This is a genomic window from Enterococcus sp. ARL09-542, from assembly GCF_005234805.1.
GTDB classification, from domain to species: domain Bacteria; phylum Bacillota; class Bacilli; order Lactobacillales; family Enterococcaceae; genus Enterococcus_D; species Enterococcus_D gallinarum.
The window spans coordinates 270,125-295,603 of the sequence record NZ_QPQX01000003.1 but is presented as its reverse complement, the minus strand read 5'-3'; the positions used below and the strand labels follow the sequence as shown (position 1 = coordinate 295,603).

At 42.0% G+C, this 25,479-nt stretch carries 22 protein-coding genes; 19 read left to right on the top strand and 3 right to left on the bottom strand.

The genetic code is table 11. The annotated features are described in order from the left end of the window. Window positions 1-104 precede the first annotated feature (104 nt). The 4 genes from glpK (at window position 105) to DVW06_RS05380 (ending at window position 5,320) form a co-directional block, all read left to right on the top strand. A complete protein-coding gene (glpK, locus tag DVW06_RS05395) occupies window positions 105-1,625 on the top strand; it encodes a glycerol kinase GlpK (protein WP_003127402.1) in 1,521 nt (506 codons plus the stop codon). A gap of 3 nt (window positions 1,626-1,628) precedes the next feature. Then, on the top strand, window positions 1,629-3,449 hold the full coding sequence (glpO, locus tag DVW06_RS05390; RefSeq protein ID WP_003127403.1) for a type 1 glycerol-3-phosphate oxidase: 1,821 nt from the start codon (window positions 1,629-1,631) through the stop codon (window positions 3,447-3,449). 1 nt (window position 3,450) lies between these two features. Further along, on the top strand, window positions 3,451-4,167 hold the full coding sequence (locus tag DVW06_RS05385; RefSeq protein WP_003127404.1) for an MIP/aquaporin family protein: 717 nt from the start codon (window positions 3,451-3,453) through the stop codon (window positions 4,165-4,167). A gap of 136 nt (window positions 4,168-4,303) precedes the next feature. Beyond that, window positions 4,304-5,320, top strand: a complete 1,017-nt coding sequence (locus DVW06_RS05380; RefSeq protein ID WP_040013700.1) for an alpha/beta hydrolase — start codon at window positions 4,304-4,306, stop codon at window positions 5,318-5,320. Window positions 5,321-5,368: 48 nt separating this feature from the next. On the opposite strand, the gene nrdF is transcribed toward DVW06_RS05380, so the two are convergent. The 3 genes from nrdF to nrdH form a co-directional block, all read right to left on the bottom strand. Next, window positions 5,369-6,337, bottom strand: coding sequence for a class 1b ribonucleoside-diphosphate reductase subunit beta (gene nrdF / locus DVW06_RS05375; protein WP_003127406.1), 969 nt, complete (start codon window positions 6,335-6,337; stop codon window positions 5,369-5,371). A gap of 190 nt (window positions 6,338-6,527) precedes the next feature. Further along, complete coding sequence (gene nrdE, locus DVW06_RS05370) at window positions 6,528-8,687, bottom strand: class 1b ribonucleoside-diphosphate reductase subunit alpha (protein WP_003127407.1); 2,160 nt, start codon at window positions 8,685-8,687, stop codon at window positions 6,528-6,530. Window positions 8,688-8,785: 98 nt separating this feature from the next. Then, on the bottom strand, window positions 8,786-9,010 hold the full coding sequence (gene nrdH / locus DVW06_RS05365; protein ID WP_003127409.1) for a glutaredoxin-like protein NrdH: 225 nt from the start codon (window positions 9,008-9,010) through the stop codon (window positions 8,786-8,788). A gap of 357 nt (window positions 9,011-9,367) precedes the next feature. On the opposite strand from nrdH, the gene DVW06_RS05360 reads away from it, so the two are divergent. The 15 genes from DVW06_RS05360 to DVW06_RS05290 all read left to right on the top strand — a co-directional run bounded on the left by DVW06_RS05360 (window position 9,368) and on the right by DVW06_RS05290 (window position 24,893). After that, complete coding sequence (locus DVW06_RS05360) at window positions 9,368-9,835, top strand: ferrous iron transport protein A (RefSeq protein ID WP_003127410.1); 468 nt, start codon at window positions 9,368-9,370, stop codon at window positions 9,833-9,835. Next, the gene (gene feoB / locus DVW06_RS05355) at window positions 9,832-11,979 is read left to right on the top strand and encodes a ferrous iron transport protein B (RefSeq protein WP_137264482.1); all 2,148 of its coding nucleotides are present in this window, start codon (window positions 9,832-9,834) and stop codon (window positions 11,977-11,979) included. Before DVW06_RS05360 ends, feoB begins: the two co-directional genes overlap by 4 nt. Continuing rightward, window positions 11,976-12,107, top strand: a complete 132-nt coding sequence (locus DVW06_RS05350) for a FeoB-associated Cys-rich membrane protein (protein ID WP_005471667.1) — start codon at window positions 11,976-11,978, stop codon at window positions 12,105-12,107. The genes feoB and DVW06_RS05350 overlap by 4 nt, the downstream gene beginning before the upstream one ends. 290 nt (window positions 12,108-12,397) lie before the next feature. Beyond that, complete coding sequence (locus DVW06_RS05345; RefSeq protein WP_137264490.1) at window positions 12,398-13,654, top strand: CapA family protein; 1,257 nt, start codon at window positions 12,398-12,400, stop codon at window positions 13,652-13,654. A gap of 369 nt (window positions 13,655-14,023) precedes the next feature. Then, a complete protein-coding gene (locus DVW06_RS05340) occupies window positions 14,024-14,488 on the top strand; it encodes a PTS sugar transporter subunit IIA (RefSeq protein WP_005471669.1) in 465 nt (154 codons plus the stop codon). Next, the gene (locus DVW06_RS05335; protein ID WP_005471675.1) at window positions 14,481-14,756 is read left to right on the top strand and encodes a PTS sugar transporter subunit IIB; all 276 of its coding nucleotides are present in this window, start codon (window positions 14,481-14,483) and stop codon (window positions 14,754-14,756) included. Before DVW06_RS05340 ends, DVW06_RS05335 begins: the two co-directional genes overlap by 8 nt. Window positions 14,757-14,779: 23 nt before the next feature. After that, window positions 14,780-16,042, top strand: a complete 1,263-nt coding sequence (locus tag DVW06_RS05330; RefSeq protein WP_021149274.1) for a PTS ascorbate transporter subunit IIC — start codon at window positions 14,780-14,782, stop codon at window positions 16,040-16,042. A 116-nt stretch (window positions 16,043-16,158) separates the two neighbouring features. Then, complete coding sequence (locus tag DVW06_RS05325; protein WP_003127416.1) at window positions 16,159-16,773, top strand: SIS domain-containing protein; 615 nt, start codon at window positions 16,159-16,161, stop codon at window positions 16,771-16,773. Next, the gene (locus DVW06_RS05320) at window positions 16,770-17,663 is read left to right on the top strand and encodes a dihydrodipicolinate synthase family protein (RefSeq protein ID WP_003127417.1); all 894 of its coding nucleotides are present in this window, start codon (window positions 16,770-16,772) and stop codon (window positions 17,661-17,663) included. The genes DVW06_RS05325 and DVW06_RS05320 overlap by 4 nt, the downstream gene beginning before the upstream one ends. Further along, window positions 17,656-18,288, top strand: coding sequence for a bifunctional 2-keto-4-hydroxyglutarate aldolase/2-keto-3-deoxy-6-phosphogluconate aldolase (locus tag DVW06_RS05315; protein WP_003127418.1), 633 nt, complete (start codon window positions 17,656-17,658; stop codon window positions 18,286-18,288). The genes DVW06_RS05320 and DVW06_RS05315 overlap by 8 nt, the downstream gene beginning before the upstream one ends. A 20-nt stretch (window positions 18,289-18,308) precedes the next feature. Further along, on the top strand, window positions 18,309-20,405 hold the full coding sequence (locus DVW06_RS05310; protein WP_003127420.1) for a BglG family transcription antiterminator: 2,097 nt from the start codon (window positions 18,309-18,311) through the stop codon (window positions 20,403-20,405). 559 nt (window positions 20,406-20,964) lie between these two features. After that, entirely contained in the window at window positions 20,965-21,966 is a 1,002-nt protein-coding gene (locus DVW06_RS05305; RefSeq protein ID WP_137264481.1) for a DUF916 and DUF3324 domain-containing protein, read from the top strand. A 147-nt stretch (window positions 21,967-22,113) separates the two neighbouring features. After that, complete coding sequence (locus tag DVW06_RS05300; RefSeq protein WP_137264480.1) at window positions 22,114-22,854, top strand: WxL domain-containing protein; 741 nt, start codon at window positions 22,114-22,116, stop codon at window positions 22,852-22,854. Window positions 22,855-22,902: 48 nt separating this feature from the next. After that, window positions 22,903-24,660: a WxL domain-containing protein gene (locus DVW06_RS05295; RefSeq protein WP_137264479.1), complete on the top strand. Its 1,758-nt coding sequence runs from the start codon at window positions 22,903-22,905 to the stop codon at window positions 24,658-24,660. Then, window positions 24,657-24,893: a hypothetical protein gene (locus DVW06_RS05290; protein WP_003127424.1), complete on the top strand. Its 237-nt coding sequence runs from the start codon at window positions 24,657-24,659 to the stop codon at window positions 24,891-24,893. The genes DVW06_RS05295 and DVW06_RS05290 overlap by 4 nt, the downstream gene beginning before the upstream one ends. Window positions 24,894-25,479: the final 586 nt, after the last annotated feature.

The following is a 25,479-nucleotide window of genomic DNA, read 5'->3' as shown; positions in this document are numbered from 1 at the left end:
AATCTCTAAAAAGTTGACGAGATCACTACAGGTAATTCGAGTAAGATAAATGTAAGAAAACGGTATCAAAAGAATAAATCAACCATTTAAAAGGAGAGAGAAACATGGCAGAGAAAAACTATATTATGGCAATCGATCAAGGAACTACAAGCTCAAGAGCAATTATTTTTGACCGCAACGGACAAAATGTCGGTAGTTCGCAAAAGGAATTTCCCCAATATTTTCCAAAATCTGGTTGGGTAGAACACAATGCCAATGAAATCTGGAACTCTGTTCAATCAGTTATCGCGGGAGCCTTTATCGAATCTGGGATTCGACCTGAAGCAATCGCCGGAATCGGGATTACCAACCAACGGGAAACAACAGTTGTTTGGGATAAAAATACCGGTCAACCGATCGCCAATGCGATCGTTTGGCAATCGCGCCAATCTTCTCCGATTGCTGACCAATTGAAAGCCGACGGACATACAGACATGATCCATGAAAAGACAGGGTTAGTGATCGATGCTTACTTCTCTGCTACGAAAATCCGCTGGCTGCTTGATAATGTGGAAGGTGCACAAGAAAAAGCAGAGAATGGGGATCTACTATTCGGTACCATTGATTCGTGGCTTGTCTGGAAACTGACAGATGGGCAAGTCCATGTGACGGATTACTCCAATGCGAGTCGGACCATGCTTTATAACATCCATCGTTTAGAATGGGATCAAGAAATTTTGGATTTGTTAAATATTCCAGCATCCATGTTGCCGGAAGTCAAAAGCAACTCCGAAGTTTACGGCCATACTCGCAGCTATCATTTTTATGGCAGTGAAGTACCGATTGCTGGGATGGCAGGGGACCAACAGGCTGCTCTCTTTGGGCAAATGGCTTTTGAAAAAGGCATGATCAAAAATACGTACGGTACAGGGGCGTTTATCGTTATGAATACCGGAGAGGAACCACAATTATCCGACAATGATCTGTTGACCACGATCGGCTATGGAATCAATGGTAAAGTATACTACGCATTGGAAGGTAGTATTTTTGTTGCCGGCTCAGCGATCCAATGGTTGCGGGATGGCTTACGTATGATCGAGACGTCTCCGCAATCTGAAGAATTAGCGGCAAAAGCGACTGGCGACAATGAAGTCTATGTCGTACCAGCCTTTACGGGATTAGGTGCACCTTATTGGGATTCTGATGCTCGGGGAGCAGTTTTTGGCTTGACCCGCGGGACAACGAAAGAAGACTTCGTGCGGGCGACCTTGCAGGCTGTCGCTTATCAATCGAAGGATGTCATCGATACCATGAAAAAAGATTCAGGGATCGATATCCCATTGTTGAAAGTGGATGGCGGGGCTGCTAAAAATGATCTTTTGATGCAATTCCAAGCAGATATCTTAGATATTGAAGTACAACGGGCAGCCAATCTTGAAACGACAGCACTGGGGGCGGCTTATTTAGCTGGCTTGGCCGTCGGCTTCTGGAAAGACCTCGACGAATTGAAAGCAATGGCAGAAGATGGTCAACTCTTTACACCAGAAATGCCAGCTGATGAACGTGAGAACCTTTATGAAGGATGGAAACAAGCAGTGGCAGCGACTCAGATGTTTAAATTCAAAGTGAAGAAAGAAGGCGAGTAAGCCATGACTTTTTCTTATAAAGATCGGCAACACGCCCTAGCAGAAGCAAAAAATACGACCTATGATGTATTGATCATTGGTGGCGGAATCACTGGTGCTGGAGTCGCCGTGCAAACGGCAGCTGCCGGCATGAAAACGATTTTGGTAGAAATGCAGGATTTTGCTGAAGGAACCTCCTCTCGTTCGACGAAACTGGTTCATGGGGGCATCCGCTATTTGAAAACATTTGATGTCGAAGTTGTGGCAGATACAGTGAGGGAACGAGCGATCGTGCAACAGATCGCTCCCCATATTCCTAAACCAGATCCCATGCTTTTACCTATCTACGATGAGCCCGGTGCAACCTTCAATCTTTTTTCTGTCAAGATTGCCATGGATTTGTATGATCGTCTGGCAAATGTAACAGATAGTAAATATGCCAATTATACGTTGACGAAAGAAGAAGTATTGGAACGAGAACCGCAACTGCAACATGAGAACTTGACCGGAGGCGGAGTCTATCTGGATTTCCGCAACAACGATGCCCGTTTAGTGATCGAAAATATCAAACGGGCCCATCAAGATGGTGCTGCAATGATCAGCAAAGCCAAAGTTGTCGGTATGCTTCATGATGAACAAGGAAAAATCAATGGTGTTCAAGTAGAAGATCAATTAACGAAAGAACAATTCGCCATCCATGCGAAAGTTGTGATCAATACCACTGGACCATGGTCTGATATCGTTCGAGAATTAGATAGCAATGATAACTTACCGCCGCAAATGCGCCCAACCAAAGGTGTCCATTTAGTGGTGGATCGTGAAAAGCTGAAAGTACCTCAGCCAACTTATTTTGATACTGGCAAGAATGATGGTCGGATGGTTTTTGTGGTTCCTAGGGAGAACAAGACGTATTTTGGTACGACAGATACGGATTACACGGGCGATTTTTCCCATCCGACTGTTACGCAAGAAGACGTCGATTATCTTTTAGAGATCATCAACCATCGCTTTCCAGAAGCTGCGATCCAACTGGATGATATTGAAGCTAGCTGGGCGGGGTTACGCCCGCTGATCACGGCTAATGGCGGTTCTGATTACAACGGCGGAGCTAAGAGCAAACTTTCGGATGAAAGCTTTGATCAAATCGTGCAAACTGTAGAAGCGTATTTGGACGATCACCGCAAACGCCCGCAAGTCGAAAGGGCGATCAAACAAGCAGAGGAACGTCTAGAAGCCAGCAGTGTGGATCCTTCACAAGTTTCTCGGGGCAGCAGCTTGGAAATGTCTCAAGACGGACTGTTGACACTGGCCGGGGGCAAGATTACAGATTATCGGTTAATGGCTGAAGGCGCCGTCAAACGAATCAATGAATTACTGGCTGCAAAAGGGCAGCAGTTTGAATTAGTGGATTCCACGCGTTATCCGGTGTCTGGCGGCGAAATTGATCCGACCAATGTCGAGGACGAACTGGCGCAATTGGCGAAAACCGCCGAAGCTGCCGGTTTTTCCCCTGAAGATGCACGATACTTGGCCGATCTTTACGGTTCAAACTTACCGATAGTCCTTACCTATAAAACCACGTTTGCGGGGCTGGACGAAAAAGAAAGCACGGCATTGAATTATGCCTTGCAAGAAGAACTGGTTCTGACCCCTGTGGATTATTTATTGCGACGAACCAATCATGTTCTCTTTATGCGAGATACGTTGGATCAGATCAAAGTTGGTGTGATCGATGCAATGGCGGATTATTTTGAATGGACAGCTGCAGACAAGCAAATGTATGCCGAAGAATTGGATCAAGTAATTGCGGAATCAGATTTGAGTGCCTTAAAAGGAGGAGAATGATATGAGTGATGCAACACAAATCTTTAGTGAATTTCTGGGAACGGCAATTTTAGTTTTACTGGGGGATGGTGTTTGTGCGGCAGTCAACCTTAAAAAGAGTAAAGCAGAAGCTTCCGGCTGGATCGTGATCGCGACAGGCTGGGCAACAGCTGTGACGATTGCTGTTTATGCCTCTGGTTTCATGGGACCTGCCCATTTGAACCCTGCTGTAACGTTGGGAATGGCAATGACGGGTAATTTTTCTTGGGGATTGGCGGTACCTTTCATGTTAGCACAGTTAGCAGGCGGGATCGTCGGTGCAATTCTTGTTTGGCTCAATTACTTGCCGTTATGGGATGAAACAGAAGATCAAGGCGCTATTTTAGGGACATTTGCCACTGGACCTGCCGTTCGTAACTTAGCCGCGAATACGATGACCGAAGTGATCGGTACGTTTGTTTTAGTATTTGGCTTGTTGGCATTTGGTGCAAATACCTTTACGGATGGCTTGAACCCAATCGTAGTCGGAATCTTGATTTTGGCGATCGGTCTTTCTTTAGGCGGACCGACAGGATATGCCATCAACCCAGCTCGAGATTTAGGTCCGCGGATCGCCCATCAAATTTTGCCCATCAAAAATAAAGGAACATCTGACTGGGGATATGCGTTTGTACCAATCATTGGACCTTTTATCGGTGCAGCATTGGCAGCCGGACTATTCATGATTTTACCGCTCTAATTGACTCATTGATCTTTTAAACGATAGCGATCTGCTAGATGGCTATCGTTTCTTTTTTTTGATAAATTCCTTCGTTTGATTGAATTCTTCCAGCGAAAGTGGTTAAATAAAGAAGCTGAAAAAAGAGCAAAGGAGCATGTATGTGAAAAAAATTTTGCGTGTTTGTTTATGGCTTGTCGGTATTCTAGTAACACTAGCACTAGTCGTACTGATTGCTTTTCAAGTGTCGCCTCGTCCAGGGGCCTATCTGATTGGAAAAATGTTTAATGACGAGGTGAAGATCACAGATGAAACCGCGTATCAAAAAAGTTTGCCTCATGTGACGGTAAAAAATGATCTGACCTATACTTCTGACTATGATCGTAGTACATTTGACCTCTATTATCCCCAAGGTGCTTCGAAAGTACCAGTTGTTTTCTGGGTGCATGGTGGTGGTTACGTCGGTGGTGATAAGGAAGGGGCCAAAGAATTTGCGACCTACTTAGCAGATCGCGGACAAGTGGCAGTGGTTTCATTGAACTATGAGTGGGCTCCTAGTCTAGAATACCCAGGGCAAGTCAAACAAATCAATCAAGCCTATCAATCGATCAAGAAAGAGGCAGCGCAATATCCAATGTTAGACTTTAAAAAAGTCATTTTTGGTGGAGACTCTGCCGGCTCACAGATTGCTGGGCAATTCTTAGCGATCCAAACCAATTCGGATTACGCCAAAGATATGAAGATGACGCAAGTGATCCCATCAGGAGATATAAAAGGATTCATTTCTTATTGCGGACCTGTTGACTTGAAGCAAATGGCTCATCAAACTTCTGATGATCGCTTCATGAAATTCTTTGTTAAAACAGTCGCGTGGTCTTTATTAGGAACCAAAGATTGGAAAAACAGTAAGGAATTGCAGCAAGTGTCATTAGTCAATAAATTGACCAAAGAATTTCCGCCAACCTATATCACGGATGGCAATGCCTATTCTTTCCAGGATCAAGGAATCGCTTTTGATCAGAAGCTTCAAGAGCTAGATGTGCCAGTTAAATCTCTCTTTTACAAAGATGTTCCTGAGGCAGTCAATCATGAATACCAATTTGATTATTCGCTAGAAGAATCAAAGAAATGTTTGGATGAAACCCTCGACTTCCTTAAAAATGTGATGCTGTAAGGCTTCAAAACGCGAAAAAAAGTTGACCTAATAAAAGGTCAACTTTTTTTAATCTCCTAGACCGATGAAATAGTCATCATCTTTCATTGCTTCTACCGTTCCTAATAGATAGCCATTCCCCACTTGAGAGAAGAAATCGTGATTGCTGGTTCCGGTAGAGATACCATTCATTACGATCGGATTGACATCATTGGCCGTATCTGGAAACAGGGGATCTTGGCCTAAGTTCATCAATGCTTTGTTTGCATTGTAGCGCAAGAAGGTTTTGACTTCTTCCGTCCAGCCGATCGCGTCATACAATTCTTCGGTGTACCGTTCTTCATTTTCATACAATTCATACAACAAATCGTACATCCAGTCCTTCAAACGCTGTTGTTCTTCTTCAGGAAGCTCATTGAAACCTAATTGGAATTTGTAGCCGATATACGTTCCATGTACCGATTCATCACGGATAATCAGTTTAATGATCTCTGCAACGTTAGCCAATTTATTATTGCCTAAATAATAGAGCGGTGTATAAAAACCGGAATAAAAAAGAAACGTTTCTAGAAAAACACTCGCAATTTTCTTTTCAAGGGGAGTCCCGTTCTTATAGATCTCATTGATACGTTCTGCTTTTTTTTGCAGATAGGGATTCGTATTGGTCCATTCAAAGATTTCATCGATCTCGGCTTTTGTATTCAATGTGCTAAAGATAGAAGAATAACTTTTGGCATGGACAGATTCCATGAATTGAATATTGTTCAAAACAGCTTCTTCATGGGGCGTGCGTACGTCTTTACGCAGCTGATCCATTCCGCTTTCTGATTGAACCGTATCGAGCAGTGTTAGCCCGCCAAATACATAACCAACCGTTGTTTTTTCTAGATCTGAAAGTGTCCGCCAATCATCTAAATCATTGGATAATGGAATACGCGTATCTAGCCAGAATTGTTCTGTCAGCTTTTCCCAAGTTGATTTATCGATGATGTCTTCAATCGCATTCCAGTTGATTGCTTCATAATAAGTTTTGCCCATCTTAGGTTCCTCCAATAGTAGTCTTGATACCAGAGACAAGAACAAAAGGAGCCTACCTGATTGTCAGTCGCAAATGCCTTCAACCTTTCGGGAGGATCTCTAATCCATCTCGATCATGCTTTGGTGAAGACATTTGATTCAATCAGGTAGTTTTTTTGTTCTTAGTCAGTGCTTAGCTTAGCGTGCGTGATTAAATCACACAGCTTTCGCATTGATTGCTGCCGATTTCTTCTGCGTCATCCGTAAAGGTCCGTACATAATAAATCGATTTGATCCCTTTATGGAACGCATAATGACGCAGAATGTTCAAGTCACGGGTTGTCTGTTTACTGGTTTCTTTCCATTCATAGAGCCCTTCTGGAATATCTGAGCGCATGAAGAGGGTCATACTCATTCCTTGATCCACGTGTTTTTGTGCAGTTGCATAAACATCGATAACTTTACGCATATCCATATCATAGGCTGAGCGATAGTAACCAATCGTATCATTGCTCAAGTAAGGTGCAGGATAGTAAATCTTCCCAATTTTCTTTTCTTGCCGTTCTTCGATCATTCGTGTGATTGGATGGATACTCGCACTTGTATCATTGATATAAGAGATAGAACCATTTGGCGCAACGGCTAAACGGTTTTGGTGGTACAAGCCGTCTTTTTTGACTGCTTCTGCCAATGCGGCCCAATCTTCTCCAGAAGGAATAAAGACACCGTCGAACAACGCTTTGATTTTGTCTGATTTTGGTTGGTAATCCCCTGTGATATAGTCTGTGAAATAGCTGCCATCCGCATAAGCTGATTTCTCAAAGTTATGGAACACTTCGCCCCGTTCTTTGGCGATGTTATTGCTTTCTACAAGTGTCCAGTAGTTGAGCAACATAAAGTATAAGTCTGTGAATTCTAATGATTCAGGAGAACCATATTCCATTTGATTCTTCGCAAAATAGGTATGCAAGCCCATTGCACCTAAACCAATCGTATGGTTCAACGCATTTCCATTTTGAATAGAAGGAACAACGTCGATGTCAGAAGCATCTGTAACAAAAGTCAATGCGCGAGTCATGGCACGGACGGATTTTCCAAAATCAGGACTGTCCATCAAATTGACGATGTTTGTTGAACCAAGATTGCAACTAATGTCGGTGCCAAGCACTTCATATTCTTGTTTGCCGTTGATTACAGAAGGTTCTTGAACTTGCAGGATCTCTGAACAAAGGTTACTCATAATGATTTTGCCATCGATTGGGTTGGAACGATTGGCGGTATCAATATTGATGATGTAAGGATAGCCAGATTCTTGCTGCAATTTCGAAATTTCATTTTCAAGGTCCCGAGCTTTGATTTTTGTTTTACGAATGTTAGGATTCATGACTAAATTGTCGTATTCTTTTGTGATGTCGATGTAAGAGAACGGAATACCGTATTCTTTTTCGACACTGTATGGGCTGAATAAATACATGTCTTCATTTTTACGGGTCAATTCATAGAATTTATCAGGAACGATCACACCAAGAGAAAGAGTCTTGACCCGGATTTTTTCATCCGCATTTTCTTTTTTGGCAGATAGGAAACTGATGATGTCTGGATGGAACACGTTGAGATAAACGACACCAGCACCTTGCCGCTGCCCGAGTTGATTGGAGTAGCTAAAGCTATCTTCGAACAATTTCATGACCGGCATCACACCACTGGCAGCGCCTTCGTAGCCTTTGATTGGCGCACCAGCTTCCCGTAGGTTAGACAACGTGATTCCCACGCCGCCGCCGATTCGAGAAAGTTGCAATGCGGAATTGATCCCCCGACCGATTGCGTTCATATCGTCGGTCAACTGGATCAGGAAACAAGAAACCAATTCGCCTCGACGTTTGCGGCCAGCATTCAAAAAAGAAGGTGTTGCCGGCTGATAACGCTGATAGATCATTTCATCAGCCAAAGCCAAAGCTAATTCTTCATCTCCATCTGCAAAATAGAGGGCATTGAATGCTACACGGTCCTCATAGCTTTCCAAATAGGCTGTTCCATCATTAGTTTTCAATGCATATTGAGAATAAAATTTGTACGCTGCCATGAAGGACTTGAAGGTAAAATGCTGTTCCGACAGAAACTGATAAAGTTCTTCGATAAACGCAGGACGATACTTACGAATGAAAGCTTCTTCTAAGTAGTCATGTTCAATCAAGTAATCGATTTTGTCAGTGACTGAATCGAAAGTCATCGTATTTGGCTCAACATTTTCTTTGAAAAAAGCCGCCAGGGCTTCTTTATCTTTGTGTAGAGGGATCTGTCCATCAACGGGGCGGTTGATTTCATTGTTCAATTTAAAATAGCTTACATCTTTGATTTCTTTCAAGCTCATAAAAAGCAACCTCTTTCCTTGTTTTGATCGTATAAAAAAGGATCTGCAGGTCTTGACGACTGACAAATCCTCCAAAAACACATTGGTTAAGTTACTGCTTAGCTGGCCAATTGACGTAATTGATCCGGACGGAAGCCAATGATTGTTTGTGCATCAGAAGTGATGATCGGAACGCTTTGGAATCCTTGTTCTTTCAAAAACTCAATTGCTTCAGGCTGGTTGTCAATATTGATTTCTTCAAAAGAAATATGATTATCGCTTAAAAAGCGTTTTGCCATTTTACATTGCATACAGTTGTTTTTTGAAAATAGTTTAATATTCATAATGATTTCCTCCGAGTCAGTAGTAGTTATAAATCTAGTATAAATAAGTCTTGGAGAAAGTCAACGGAAAAACACTATATCTAGTGCTTGTGAAAATTACATACACAATTTATAGTGTTTAGCCAGTTTTTATACAGCCAAAAAAAGCTGATTTTTCCTAGAAAATCGCGATTTATAGCCAAAAAGATCCGAGAATATGCAATGGATGTGAGTAAAAAAAAATCGAATTGTGAACGAACTTTCAAGTTCCTCTGTGAAACAGATTGACTTTAGTCCTAAATCGCTCTATTATAATGATAATCATTCTCAATTGAACGAATAAATAATAGGAATCTTTCACAAGAGGAGGAAGAAATCATGAAAATGGCGCAAACAGAGGCTTCCAGAATATACCAAATCGAAGCGATCACGACACCAAAGAACGTCACGGCGCATTTAAATGATTTGGGTCTTCGGGTAGGCGTTGACATTCTCATGGTTCAAAAAAACTGTAAAAGCGGCATCATCTTGCATCGGGACAACCGGATCGCATTGGATGCCAGCGTCATGGAGCAGATTGACGTGTCCGAAAGACAACAGCAGACGGTTTTGACTTCTCTAGATCAATTACATGTAGGAGAGCAAGGCAAGGTGGTAAAAATTGCAACGACTGGTGCTTTGCGGCGGCGATTGATGGATATGGGGATCACCAAGAATGTGCCGATTCATATCGTGAAACTGGCGCCACTAGGTGATCCGATCGAGATTCGCTTAAGAGGATATGAACTGTCGTTAAGAAAACAAGAAGCAGCTTTCGTCTTTGTTGAAAAAGGAGTAGAGGAATGACCTATCAATTCGCATTAGTCGGCAATCCCAATAGCGGCAAAACCAGCACCTTCAACCAACTGACTGGCGCGAAGCAAACCGTTGGAAACTGGCCGGGGGTAACAGTCGAGCGCAAATCAGGAAAGCTCCGTAAAGCCAAAGAAATTACCATCCAAGATTTGCCGGGCATCTATTCATTGTCTCCTTATACTCCTGAAGAAGTGATCTCGAGAAATTATTTGGCAGAAGCCCCCATCGATGCGGTTTTAGATATTGTTGATGGCACAAACTTGGAGCGGAATCTCTACCTCACTTTGCAATTGTTGGAAATGGGTCTGCCTACAATAGTGGGAATCAATATGATCGATCTTTTAAAGCGCAAAGGGATCCAGATCAACTTTGAGAAGCTAGCCTATGGCTTAGGCGTACCGGTTGTGGGAATCAGTGCCTTGAAACAACAGGGACTGAATAAGCTGATCGATGCTGCAAAGAAAAGAGCAGGAAATGGTCAGTCAAGCGTCATCTACGATTCACGTTTAGAGGCGGCTTTAGCAGAGATCATGGGTCTATTGCCAACTGAAATTCCCGAGAGCAAACGACGCTGGATTGCTGTCAAGCTGTTTGAAGGTGACGAATTGATTCGTCAACAAGTCGCTTTGACTCCGAGCGATGAAAAAGAATTAGCGGAAATCATTAAAATCACGGAAATGATTTTTGATGAGCAAAGCGATGCAATTATAGTAAACGAACGGTATGGATTCATTCAACAATTGTTAGCTTTAGCAACAGTCAAGGAAGAAGAGTACCGCTTGTCCTTAAGCGACAAAATCGACCGTGTGTTGACCCACCGCCTACTGGCACTACCGATTTTTGCCCTTTTCATGTGGGGAATCTACTTCTTATCCATCCAATCGATCGGTACGATGGGCACCGACTGGGTCAATGATGTCCTGTTTGGCAGCTTAGTCCCGGATATTCTGCAGCAGCTGATGAACCAATGGCAAGTAGCCCAATGGCTGCAGGAATTGATCCAAGATGGGATCGTGGCGGGTGTCGGGGCTGTCCTTGGATTTGTTCCACAAATTTTTGTGCTCTTTTTCTGCTTGGCGTTATTAGAAGATTGCGGCTACATGGCACGCATCGCTTTTGTGATGGATCGCTTGTTCCGCAAGTTTGGTTTGTCAGGAAAGTCTTTCATTCCGATGCTGATCGCTACTGGCTGTGGTGTACCTGGGGTCATGGCCAGCCGGACTATTGAAAATGAAAAAGATCGCCGTTTGACGGTCATGGTCACGACATTTATGCCTTGTTCTGCAAAGCTGCCGATCATTGCACTGATTTCCGGGGCGTTCTTTCCCGGCAGTTCATGGGTCGCACCTTCTGCGTATTTCATTGGGATGGGGGCCATTATTTTATCAGGTATCGCATTGAAAAAGACTGCTCTCTTTGCCGGCGACCCAGCACCCTTCATCATGGAGCTGCCTGCCTATCATTTGCCGCAACTAGGAACCGTGTTGAAAAGTGCGATTGATCGGGCCGTAGCCTTCATCAAAAAAGCCGGAACGATCATCTTCGTTGCATGTATCTTTATCTGGTTTACTTCTAGCTACAACTTTACCTTTGATCGAGTGGGGGAAGAAGAAAGCATCTTAGCCTTTTTCGGCCGTTTGTTAGCACCGATTTTTGCGCCACTAGGCTGGGGCACTTGGCGAGGTGCCGTGGCGACCATTACAGGATTGGTGGCAAAAGAAAATGTCATCGGGACTTTTGGGATTTTGTACGGCCAAAGTGGGGTTTCTGAAACCGGTACAGAGATCTGGCAAGTGCTGCGAGGCGATTACACCCCAGTAGCCGCCTACTCCTTTTTGATTTTTAACTTATTGTGTGCCCCTTGTTTTGCGGCCATCGGCGCGATCCATCGTGAAATGGGGGATAGCAAGTGGACTTGGTTGGCTATTAGTTACCAGTGTGGACTGGCTTATTGTGCAAGTCTGATTGTTTACCAATTCGGGCATATCTTCTTTGAAGGAGGGCAACTGACAGTAGGAACCTTGGCAGCGTTGATTGTTCTTGGTTTGTTGCTGTTTGCTCTGATAAAGAGACCCCAACAAAAAAATTCACCACTATTACAAGTAGTCGGAGAAGTAGTAGGAGGCGAAAAATGATTGCAACGATTCTTTTAAGTCTAGTGATCTTTGGCTATGCAGGAAAAGTGCTTTATCGAATGGTCAAAAAAGGCAGTTGTTCTGATTGCCATCAAAGCTGTCCAGTAAAGCAAGAAGAGAAAATCTAAAAATTATCCATGAATCTAACGCCAGTTTTATTAGGTAACTAGCGAGTATGAGTAAAGCAGTTAGGCAGAAATGCCTAGCTGCTCTTTTTATGAGAAAGGGCTATCAAAAGAACTGATTCTTTAGTATGATTAATTATATACATGATATATAGGTTTGTTTTATTAAAGAAAGTAAGCAGAAAAACAGCATGAAACGAAATGTAGATAAAGCAAATATCATAAACAGTAATGCAAACAAGAACGAGCGAACGTTGATAATGAAAGTTACATTGGGAAGGCGGAGAGCAGCAATGAGGCAACAACGAAGGATTGAACAACGGAAAAGACAGCTTCTATGGGCATTGAGCATAAGTTTACTGCTTGTTACGATTGCCGTTAGTTATTGGCTGATTCACACCATGCGTACTGGGACTGATTCGTCAACAAGCTCCCCAGATAACCAAGTGTCACTTTCTACTTCCAGCCAAGAAACAACAACGGCCTCTCAATCGTCGAAAATTACTCTGACAGCAAGTGGCGATATGCTCTATCACAGACCAGTTTATATGAGTGCATTTGATGGGAAACGCTATGATTTTGACAATGACTTTGAGCAGGTGCAACCGTTGATCGCTTCTGCCGATATTGCTTTTGGTGACTTTGAAGGCACCATCAATCCCAACAAAGAACTAGGCGGTTATCCTACCTTTAATGCGCCTCCGAATGTAGTAGAAAGTATCAAAGCAGCTGGTTTTGATGTGATTGATCTAGCCCATAATCATATTTTGGATACTGGAATCGAAGGGCTTAAAACGACTGCTAATGCTTTTCAGGAGATTGGATTGGAGCCGATTGGTGTCAATGTAAATGATCAAGGGATATTCGTCAAAGAAGCCAATGGCATCAAAGTAGCGATGCTGGCTTATGCTTACGGATTCAATGGCAATGAAGCTAGCTTGGCACCGGAAGAATATACGACCTATTTAAAAGATTTATCCATGGAAAAAGTAGCAGCTGAAATCAAAGAGGCAGAGAAAGTAGCCAACATCACCGTTGTTATGCCGCAACTCGGTGTAGAATATTCCTTAGAACCTACAGAAGAGCAGCAGAAGATTTATCGACAAATGATCGACCTCGGAGCGGACATCATTTTTGGCGGTCATCCACATGTCGCTGAACCAACAGAAATCATCGAAAAAGACGGCGAGAAAAAATTTATTCTCTATTCAATGGGAAATTTGCTATCCAATCAACGCTACGAAACAGTCAACAACTATTGGACCGAGCGAGGGGTCATTCCAGAAGTCGAACTCACAAAAGAAGGTGATCGTACATTTTTGAGTGATATCAAGCTGCATCCAACATGGGTCTCTAAAGAGCCGATCCCTGATCGTAGATATGACGATCCAGAGTTTGGCACTACCGAAGCCTATGATTTTCAAGTTGTACTGGCAGAAGAATATCTTCCTGGGGGGAAGTATGCGGATAAAGTACCCGAAGACAAACGCCAGCGAATCGAAATCGCGTATCATGAAATGATGGAGCTGCTAAATTTAAAATGGAAATAAGCAGCTGAATCTGTCTCACTAACCTATGACAGGTATCAAGCAGGCATCTTTTGAGGTAAGATGTCTGCTTTTTTGCTGTTTTATTTAGTAGCTCGATCATCTTGCAGCAGATCTTTTAGGAGCATTTAGCCCGCTTTTTCTAGTAATGACACCCACAAGTTGAACAGAATGACAATCACTGAGAGCAGACTAGTTGCTGTAAGTTGATAAAACAGCAAAATTCAGCAAATTTCATTGGCTACAGTTCAGTTTTTCAAGCTTTTTTCTAGAAGAGATGAACGCAATCACTATTGCCGGTACCAGTGATATTGCTTATAGTAAACGCATACAAGAAGACTCGAGAATTCTTTGTACGAGAGGTGGTTAACTTTGTTAAGCGAATTATTAAAAGAAGACTATATCCAATTGGATATCTCAGTAGAAAATTTTGACGAAGCAATCAAAGCATCCGCACAGCCGCTATTGACTGCCGATGTCATCGAGAATGAATACATTTCATCCATCCTTTCCATTTATCATGAGATTGGGCCTTACATTGTTATTACGAAACAAATTGCGCTGCCTCATGCACCCATAGAGAAGGGGGCAAAGAAATTAGCATTAGGATTCACTCGGTTAGAACGACCCGTCATTTCTGGTCATGAATCAAATGATCCTGTCAAATTTTTGTTTCCCCTTAGCGCACCAGACAATGAATCCCATATTTCATTGTTATCCGAACTGGCTGAGTTGCTGGGCAACAAAGACTTTCTGGAATTGTTAGGACGAATGACTGAAAAAAACGAACTAATTGCATTTCTAAAAAAATTTGAAGGAGAGAATAACTATGCATAAAGCACTGATTGCCTGTCGAGCAGGCGTAGGCTCAAGTCTGATGTTAAAAATCAAAGTGAATGAGGTCATCCGGGAAAATGACTTTCCAATCGAGGTGGAACATGCGTCTTTAGATGCGGTCTCTGGTTTTACGGGAGATCTGATCATTACTTTGACAGATGTTGCCAATGAATTAAGAGAAAAAAATTTGCAGCAAACCATTATTGGGATCAACAACATCGTTGATAAGAAAGAAATCAAAGAAAAAATCGCAGCCGCATTAGTCTAAAAATCAATGAAGGAGAAACGCTCATGGATTTAATTATCAGTTTTCTTAGTACGCCAGCCGTACTTTTAGGTTTAGTTGCAATGATTGGGTTATTGGCCCAAAAAAAATCAATGACCGAAGTGTTGACTGGAACCTTTAAAACCATCATCGGTTTCTTAGTATTCAGTTCCGGCGGTTCGATCATGACTGGCGCACTACAGAATTTCAATACCCTATTCCAAAAAGGGTTCAACATCGTAGGGGTCGTTGCATCGCCAGAGGCCGCCACTGCCCTAGCCCAAACAGAATTTGCATTTGTGACCAGTTGTACATTGATTCTCGGCTTTTTGATGAACTTAGTCATTGCTCGAATCACGCCATTTAAAAATATTTTCTTTACCACAGGACATAGTTTGTTTTTCGCTTGTGTGTTGTCATTGATTCTAAAGGCTCATCAGTTTGCTGATATTCCAGCGATATTAATTGGCGGAACATTACTCGGCTTTTTCTCTGCTGCGTTACCTCAGCTGTGCCAACCATTTATGCGGCGCATTACTGGCAGTGATGAGACCGCCATTGGACACTTTAACATGGTGGGTTATGCATTGTCTGGTTACATTGGGATGCTATTTGGTAAACACAAAGATAAAACAACGGAACACATCAATTTTCCGAAATGGTTATCCTTTTTTAGAGACTTCTTGATGGGCGTTGCGGCAGTTATGCTAGTGCTATTCTATATCTCTGCATTAAAAGCGGGACGAGATGTCACTCAAGAATTAGCAGGAACGACTCATTGGCTGGTCTTTCCTTTCGTGCAGGCATTTACCTTTACTGCGGGGATGTCGATCTTGATGACTGGTGTGCGCATGTTCTTGTCTGAAATTACGGCGGCATTTGTTTCGATCTCGGAAAAATTCATTCCAAATTCTCGTCCGGCATTGGATGTGCCAACTGTTTTCCCGTTTGCACCAACAGCAGTCATTGTAGGGTTCTTATCCTCTTATGTCGCTGGCTTATTGGGAGTATTGATCATGGTGCTTTTCAATTTTCCAGTCGTGATCATTCCAGCAGCCCATATTTGTTTTTTCTCCGGAGGAACAGCCGGCGTTTTTGGAAACTCTACTGGCGGTTGGCGGGGAGCGATTGCAGGGTCCTTTGTCATCGGGCTGTTACTCGCCTTTTTACCAACAGTTCTTTACCCGGTGTATGGTAGCTTAGGCATCGAGGGATCGACATTCCCAAATATCGACTACAACGTCATGGGAATCTTATTAGATAAACTATTAAGTTTGTTTGGTCAGTAATCGATCGCTAAGACATTTGTCATCAGCTGAACTTCTGAATCTTTGCACGCAAAAAGAACTATCTCAAAGTGTGCAAAGATTCAGTGAAAACGAATCAGTGACAGAAAGGATTTTATATGGAAACAACGAATTTAGCTTATTTTTTGCAAACAACCAAAGATGAGCTTACAGCTTATTTGAATGAGATCAATCAACAACAGTTGATCGATGCAGCTGAACTGATCGTTGCTGCAAAAAAAAAGAAGGGGCGTGTGCATGTGACTGGCATCGGTAAGCCAAGTCATGTTGCGGAATATATAGCAGCTTTGCTTTCTTCCACAGGCACTCCTACCTATTTTTTAGATGGAACTGAAACGATCCACGGCTCTGCCGGACAAGCCGAAAAAGGGGATGTCGTGATTGCTATTTCCAATAGCGGCGAAACAGAAGAATTGAAAAAATCGCTTCTTACTCTGAAAGCTTTAGGAATAAAAGTCATCGGAGTGAGTGGAGGTATCGACTCATGGCTGCAAAAACATTCCGATGCCTTCTTGTTTGCTGGTATCACGAATGAAGGAGATCCGTTGAACAAACCCCCACGAATCTCGATATTGGCAGAAATCATCGTTTTACAAAGCTTGTCGATTTTACTGCAACAAGAAGCCGCCATTGATATTGATGATTATTATGCATGGCATCCTGGAGGAAGCTTAGGGAGTGCTATCATGCAAGAAAGAAGTGTCGAAGAATGAAGATCGAAGGAATCATTACAGCCATGGTCAGTCCTTTAGATGAGCAGGGAATCGATCGAGCAGCCACTAGAAGACTAGTTAATCAATTGATTGCGAAAGGGATCCATGGGTTATTTATCCTAGGGACCAATGGGGAGTTTTATGCCTTATCTCATGCTGAAAAGCTCGAATTGGCAACCATCGTTGTAGAGGAGACAGCAGGTCGGGTACCAGTATTTGCAGGAGCAGGTGGGATTTCGACAGAAGCTGTCATTGATTTAGTGAATGAATTTCAAACCATTGGAGTCACAGCGGCTTCCATCATCACTCCTTATTTGATCAAGCTTACGGATCAAGAAGTAGTCCAACACTATAAAATGATTGCTGCAAAGACAAAACTCCCGTTGATTCTCTACAATATTCCTAAGAATACCGGCATTGCGATCAATGAAACCATCTTTAACGCATTGCTGAAAATACCCACTATTATTGGGATCAAAGACAGCAGCGGGGACATAGAAAACCTCAAAAGCTATCTCAAATTGAATGAGCGAGACGATTTTTCTATTTTAGTAGGTTCTGACTCTTTGATCTTGGAAGCGTTGGAATGTGGCGCTGATGGGGCAGTCGCAGCAACTTCCAATGTCTTAACGACAACTGACTTAGCTATTTATCACGCATTTAAAAGTGGTGAGACCCAGAAAGCTAGAAACTATCAATTAAGTATTGAAGACTTTCGCCGTATCTTAAAGTTCGGTACAGTACCCAGTGTCCTAAAATACTGCGTAGGTTGGATGGGAATTCCTGTCGGTGATCCTAAGCTGCCGGTGCTGCCAGTAGATGAACAGGACTATCCAGAGATCCATCAAGTTTTAGCGGAATATCGAAAAGTGGAGGGATTCGATGAATAAGAAGCTCGTGATCCTCAACCGGATCCATAAAGAAAAAATCATGGCGATCGTACGGGTCGAAACAGTGGAACGAGCCGTTGAAATTGTTGAAGGCTGTAAAGCCGGTGGTATAACTTGCTTGGAAATCAGTTATACGAATAACAATGCCGGGGAAATCATCAAGCAACTGAAAGAAATCTATCAAGACGAAATCGTTGTCGGTGCTGGAACCGTATTGGATAGCGAAACCGCTCGGGATGCGATTTTACATGGTGCTGAATTCATCATCTCACCGGCTTTTTCAAAAGCAGTCGCACAGATAAGCAATCGCTATCAAATCAGCTACATGCCAGGCTGTACTTCTATCTCTGAGGTTTTAGAAGCTCTCGAAGCAGGAGCGGATATGATCAAAGCATTTCCAACGTCTTCTTTACATGGGCCAAGGATCGTCTCAACAATCAAAACACCATTGCCGTTTGTCCCGATCTTATCTTCAGGGGGCGTTTCTTTGACAAATGTTACAGAATGGTTGAATGCTGGTGTAGAATGTATGGGAGTAGGAACATTATTGACAAAAGGTTCGCAAGCAGAAATTGCAAAGAATGCGGCACGATTGCGCAAAGAAATCGACACATTTGTGAATTAACAAAGAGAGGAGAGAGGGTCATGATCGATCAACGCACATTACAGCTGATACAGAAAATGATTCAAAAACCATTGATGGAACAAGAGGAGATAATGCGCTTCTTTTCTCTGTCAAAAAATCAATTGGATTATGCAATCAGAAAAATCAATGAACTATTAAAAGCAAATAAACAGCCGTTGATTCGATCAGATCCTTATTTTATTCAATTAGCACCAAAGGCAAAAGCTTTTTTTCTGAATGATTTCCTAAACGGTGCCGTTTATACCCAGTATGAGATGAATAGTGAAGAACGAAAAAAATATATTTTTCTGATGTTGTTTTATTATGAATCAGACTATCTTTCTGTGAATCACTTCTTGTCTGCGCTGCGTGTTGGCAAGACTACCTTTATGGCGGATATGAAAAAATTAGAAAAAGAACTGTCTCTGTCAATGATCACTATTGGGTATACGCGGAAGAACGGCTATGGGCTGATTGGGAATGAAGAAAATCTGCGTAATTTTTTTATGAAGATGATGTTTCATGATTTTGGGGATAATCAGGAGGAGTTTGTCTATCATTATTTCTTGGTCAATGAAAAAATTGATGGCTTCTCACAGGTCGAGGGTATCGCAAGAGAAAAACTAAAAACCTTTTCTTTAGAATTAGTGGAGAATCGCTTGAATGAATTCTCTTATTTGTTTACGATGATCCTTCCTCGTTTAAACAAACAGTGGCAAGATTTTTATGAAACCTATAATTACCAGACTTTTTTTCAGATGAAAGAGTATTTATTTGCAAAAGAATTATTAATGGAATTTGGTATCACAAATAAATCAGCCCAATTGTATATCTGTGGGTGGCTGCTGGGGATGGCGCTAGGGGATACCACTTATCCATCAGCGGATTTTTCGATTATTCATGAACTGGTCGAGCGCATCATCAAACGCTTTGAACTATTGTCCGGCATCCGTTTTAAAGATAAGCAAAAAGTCATCAATCAATTATATAGTCACTTTCGACCAGCTTATTACCGCTTGTTTTTTCAATTGCCAATTATCAATCCCTTACATAAAAAAATTATTGAAGAATATGAAGATCTGTATCAGATTGTTCAAGAAACATTGCGTCCCATCGGAAATCTTTTTGAACGCGGAATCCCAGAAGATGAAGTTTCTTTTTTAACCATCCACTTTGCTTCTTTGATCAATGATTTTGATGAATACCAAGTCAATCAAAAAATTGGTGTGATTGTTTGTCCGAATGGAATCGGTAGCTCTGCCATGATCTATAATGAATTAAAAATGATCTTTCCAGACATTATTTTTATCGGACCCATTGAGACCAAAGAACTATTGCTTGAGCGCCCTGAATGTGACCTGATCTTTACTACGGTACCCAATGTCAGTCTTTATACACTGAAAAAGCCAGTTTATGTGGTAAATCCAATAATGACCAATGAAGAAAGAAATCAATTGATTCAAGAAGTTTACCATCAGCCCAGCGAAGCTATTTCTCTGATTGGGGTGGAAGAACTTATGGCTGTTATCAAAAAGCATGCGACAATCGAAGATGATAAAAGTTTGAAGAAAGAATTGCAATTGCTCCTTACCAGAAGAGAAGTCAATCCAGCTTATTCAGCAACCCTAGGCGAGGAAAGAAAGCCCGTTGCGTTGATTGATATGCTTAACCCACAGTACATTTTGACTAATATAAAAGTACGCTCTTGGGAAGAGGCATTCTATTTGGCAGCAACGCCACTGATCAAGGATCAAGTGATCTCACGTGGTTATATTGATACGATCATCCAAAACGTTCGCAAAGAAGGACCTTTTTTCATTATCATGGATCAAGTAGCATTGCCTCACGCACGGCCAGAAGAAGGCGCGTTAAAGCTAGGCCTAGGCATCACAGTCTTACAAGAACCAGTGATAATCAACAAAAAAGCGTCGATTAAATACATCTTCACCCTCTCAGCAATTGATCACAGCAAACATCTATCTGCCATTGCCGAGCTCGTCGCTTTGTTGGAACAGGAAAGTTTTTTCAACTTACTCGAACAAGAAGCCGATCCTCAACAAATCTTTGACTGGATCGCATCTTTTCTCTTGAAAAATAAGCATATGGTTCCGATGTAATTGGACTGAATAACTACACCAGAGTGATCACCCCCAAAAAATCTAACTTATTGGGTTGCTTCAATAATCAGTGTTGTTTGTGACTCTTTCCACTACAACTGACACACGAAGATGTAGATAAGATAATACCACTGAACAGTCAAAGAGCATTTAGGTTACTTGATGAGAGATCATGCAATAAATCGATCGTGCTTTTAATCAGACGTATACGCTTGAGGTAGGTTATTTACATCTAATAAGGACATGGGAATCCTATCCTTATTGAATGAGGCACTATTTAAGTTATTCCGCTGAATCATGCAGTAAACCCGCTTATAACATCCAGAAGGATCATTTTTAATAATTAAATTAACATTTTTCATATAAAAAGAGCGAGAGCAATCATTGCGTATTATTGATTGCACTTGCTTTTTTTTAGATTCACTCCTTTTTTTAGTCAAAATGAAGGTAGAGATGAATTTGGGACAGCCTTTACCGTCAAGTTATACTATCAAAAGATTAGACTGAGGAGGGGTGTGGTGGAAAACAACAATTTAAGAAAAAAATTAGACGATTTGTCATGATAGCAGTTTTGGCGCTATTGACTATTGGTCTCTTCCAAAAAGAAGTTTTTGCAGAAAACGTCAATACGTTCTCAATCCAACCACTAGATGAGAATGGAAATGTGAATGAGAATGGCTATTACCATATCATTGACGAACCAGGAAAGCAACGCACTGTTTCAATTCGAGTGTATAACCTTTCTGAAGAAGAAATCAGCGTGAATGTGACCGTAAATCCAGCTTCTACGAATCAAAATGGAATCCCCAGTTATTTAGGGGAAGAAGCGTATGATGCTTCTCTCATTCATCGAATGGATCAACTGGTCGCAATTGAAGAGAGTGAACTCCTGATTCCTGCAGGTTCTTCGGTACTCACAACACTGATTATCTCCTTACCACAAGAAGAATGGGAAGGGGATATCCTTGGAGGCATTCGTTTTACTGAAAAAAAGAATCAGCAGAGTGAACAAACTGTGACTCATGAAGTCGCCTATACGGTAGGCATTCTTTTAAATCGAGTAGGCGGGTCAGCAGTTGAAAATGAATTGTTTTTAAATGAGGTGACCGCGAGTCAGCGTAATTATCGGAATCACATTGAAGCAAATCTACAAAATAGAGCTGCTGTGATTGTTCGCAACATGTCTATTCAGTCAAGCATTTATAGAGAAGGAAGTGGAACCCCTATCTATACATATAACGCATACGAGTTGCGAATGGCACCAAATTCTAATTTCAACTTTGGCATCCCTGCTGGAAATCAGCCAATTGAAGCAGGGAATTATGTTCTAAAGACGCAAGTAACAGCTGATGAAAAAGAGTATCGCTTTGAACAATCTTTTTCCATTACGAATGCGAATGCCCGGCAATTAAATCAAAGTGCGGTCAATCTAGAGCGGACGACATCCTACATGTCATATGGGATATTTGTCGGAATTGGCGTGATCCTCGTTCTTTTGGTGATGTGGTGGACTCGAAGGCGGACTCGGAGAAAAAAGAGAAGAAAACGACCCATGATATAAAAAGGACTGGCTTATCGGAGTCATCCAGCAAATTAAAGAGCATAAAATAAAATGCTTAATCGTAATGAAATGAATGAGCAGGATCTTGTGAAACTATGAAGGAACACCCTGTAAAATGAACTTCAAAAGGATAACGGAGGAAAGAAAATGAAAAAAACGACACGAACATTATCAATTGTACTTTTAGCAGCTAGTCTTGGATTGGGTAGCAAAATGGGGGATGCGGCAACTTATGATGACGCAGCGAATATTACGACTGAAGGAAAAGTGAAAATCTTGGAAAATGACTCTTCAAACCCAGTCGTTTCTGACCCGGAGAATCCAGGAAATGAAGTTACTCCCGAAGAACCAACCAATCCTTATCCGGGACTTTTACGGATCAACTATGTATCAAACTTTGATTTTGGTCAGATTCAAAATGTCTCACGTGCGATTGAACAAAAAGCACGGCTCGATCATGTGTGGGTAAACGGTGAAGAAGTCTCGCGTGTGCCTTTTGTCGCGACAGAAGATCGCCGAGGAAGTGAACGGCTAGGATGGGAATTACAAGTATTACAGCCGAATCAATTGGCAGATGCGAGTGGTCATGAATTGATTGGGGCAACGATTACTTTATCCGGGCTGCGTTATGTGAATGCAACGGCTGCTACACCAATAGTCAATCAAAATGAGATCGTCCTCGGAGCAGCGGCACAAACGCTAGCCACAGCAGATGCCGCGCAAGGGTCAGGTGCTTGGGCATTAGCATTAGGACAATCAAATGGAGAAGGGCATACTGACGGTGTTGTATTGCGTATACCAGCCAATACCACAGCAAACAATACTGAATATTCTACTGCGATTGTTTGGGAGCTGGTTGTGGATCCGACTACAGGAATAGGTGGATAAATCACCCTAAATTCTTCTGGATTAATTTGAAGGGAAAGGCGCGATCAAATGAAAAGAAATGTCCTTATCACCATAGCAAGTTTACTCGTTACAGGGCACTTGCTTCCCTCGACAATCCTATTTGCGGAAACCGTTGATGCGTCAGAGAGGCAAAGGGCAGAAGACCAAAGTTCCACTCTTGATTCAGATGAACATCAATTTTTTGAACCCGTAGATGCAGAAGATCATGCGGCTGATGAATCAGAGGGAAACTTAGATTTGCTTGATTCAGGGTTGGATGAAGAGAACATTGATCCTGAATTAAGCACGATTCCAGACAGAACGGAAGAGTCTAAAACGATTCAACCAAGTGAACATAGCGGTTATTCTGACGAAACTGTGCTCACAGCCGAAGCAGTCCCTCAAAAGATAGGACTAGGTGGGAAATTTGTCGAGGAACGACTGAATGAGTTAGTGACAAACGTCAGGCTGAATGGAGATGAAGTCGCAAATGAGGACTTTAAAGTCACTCTTTTGAATCAACCGAACACCACTTTCCTGGGAAATCTGCAAGTCCCAATCACCGTCGTACATGTAGAAACACAAGCAGCGACTCAGATAAATGTACCGGTGGAAGTGATATGGGGCCACTCGATATTTTCACGAGAAGCAGCAATCAGTGCTAGAACTGGAGTAATCAGTCTTCATATCAATGATAACGGACCATCTCTTGTTGCATCAGAAGGATTTGGCAATTCTTGGCCGAATCAAGTTACATCAAGACCACGTTATACGATTTATCGCAACGATTACACCAACCAAACGCTGCTTCCTTTTTTTACAGTAAACCAATCAAGAAGCAGTGTCGTACAAGCTTGGAACAATGTGTTAAACAATAGTCCGATTGACTTTGGTGATGTGATCGGATTAAGCGTAAATAGGTTCGCAGTAGCCAATCAGAATTACAATGGAGCCAATACATGGGTCACGAGAAATGAAGAACCTGTTCGAGAGGCGATTGGCTGGCCAGAGGCTCTGTATATGATGACACCAAGCGGCTTCCAATTGTTGCGAGTGAATCAATTAACGACGAATAAATTAACTTTTGCAGCTAGTAGTTCAACAGAAGAAATCCTTCAGAGAATGACAGAATTTTTCAATTTCCATGAAGAATTTACGGAACAGGAAAAAGAAGAGCTTTCGTTTGATTTGATCCGTTCTGATGCACTATTACCAGGCAAAGAAGGCAAAGCAGTTGTACAAGTGACACAAACAAAAGAAAATGGGTACCGGTTTTCAATGACGTACGAGGTATCCTTTACAGTTGGACTTGGACGACTGGAGTTGGCGGGAATTGCTCATGGCAATTTTGATTTTGGCGACGTCCTAAAAACGAGCCGTAGACAAAATATTCCAGCGCAAGGAGAGTCTGCTCCAACGATTATGGTCAGTGATTACAGTGATACTGCCCAGTGGAGCCTTTATGCGTCGATGAGCCCTTTTATAAATGAAAGAAATCAGGAGTTAAGAGAAGCAGCCATCGCTTTGAAGGAGTTGAAAGTGATCGAATCTGTTCATACAAATATTTCCATTCCCAAAAATGATATCCTGTTGGGAACCACCCCTCAAATGATTGCGGCAAGAGATAGATCAGGAACAAGAGATGAATACGGAAGAACAATCATTCAAATTGGAGAAGTAAAAGACCAGACATTAACCGGTGTGTCACTTCATTTGCCTGCCAATACACCTGTGGACAAGGGAGAGTATCAAGCAACAATTACTTGGGAACTAGTCGGGGATCCGACGATAGGAGGCATTCGATGAGAAAGAGAGTGGTCGTGTTTTTGGTCGGTCTCTGCATTTTTATCCCCGTCTTTTCAAGGAGCACAGTGATTGGACATGCGACAACAAATGAGAATCGTGCGGTTGTGAGCTTTTACCAAGAGGAAGAACCCACCCAACCAGACCTGGATGATCCAAGAACACTCCCACAAACTGGAAGTACCTTTTCTTATATAGGAATGCTAGGCTTAGTCATTGTCTTTGTGATGTGGTAAAAAAACAGAGAAAAAAAACGTAGAAGGACAAATTGAAGATTTCACAGCGTGTTTGTAAAAGAGGGACATCTTTCGAGGCAAAGAACAGCAAAAAAAATTGGTTATACCATCGGCAGGTTCTTCATCAATAAGGAATGACGTGTCGTATAGCAAAAAACCTGAGATAGAATGATCATCATTCTATCTCAGGTTTTTTTGTATCATTTTAATTGATTGATTTAATTGATTGAAGAATAAATAAGAATCGAACAATTTTTAACAAGAGTAATTCTTTCATTTGCTAAAAGGACCTTACTGGCCATTTAATGTACTTACGATTGATAGGAATATCTGTATTAGCCACAAAGCAGAAGCTTTTTAAGCGAAAGAATATCTTTTAAAAGAGGGCATAAGAGGTTCCACCTTCGAACTTGATTTGCTTAAAATCCATCCTAAGATGAGCGTTCACTGGGCTCGAATCTACGGCTCACTGATTAAGAGTGTGATTGTTTAGTCGTTTCATTGGGGTAATAGCTGAAAGGAAGAGATTTAGTAGATGCAACCTGTTTGTTAAAAGTATTCCTTTTTGTAAAGCTCGGAATAATTT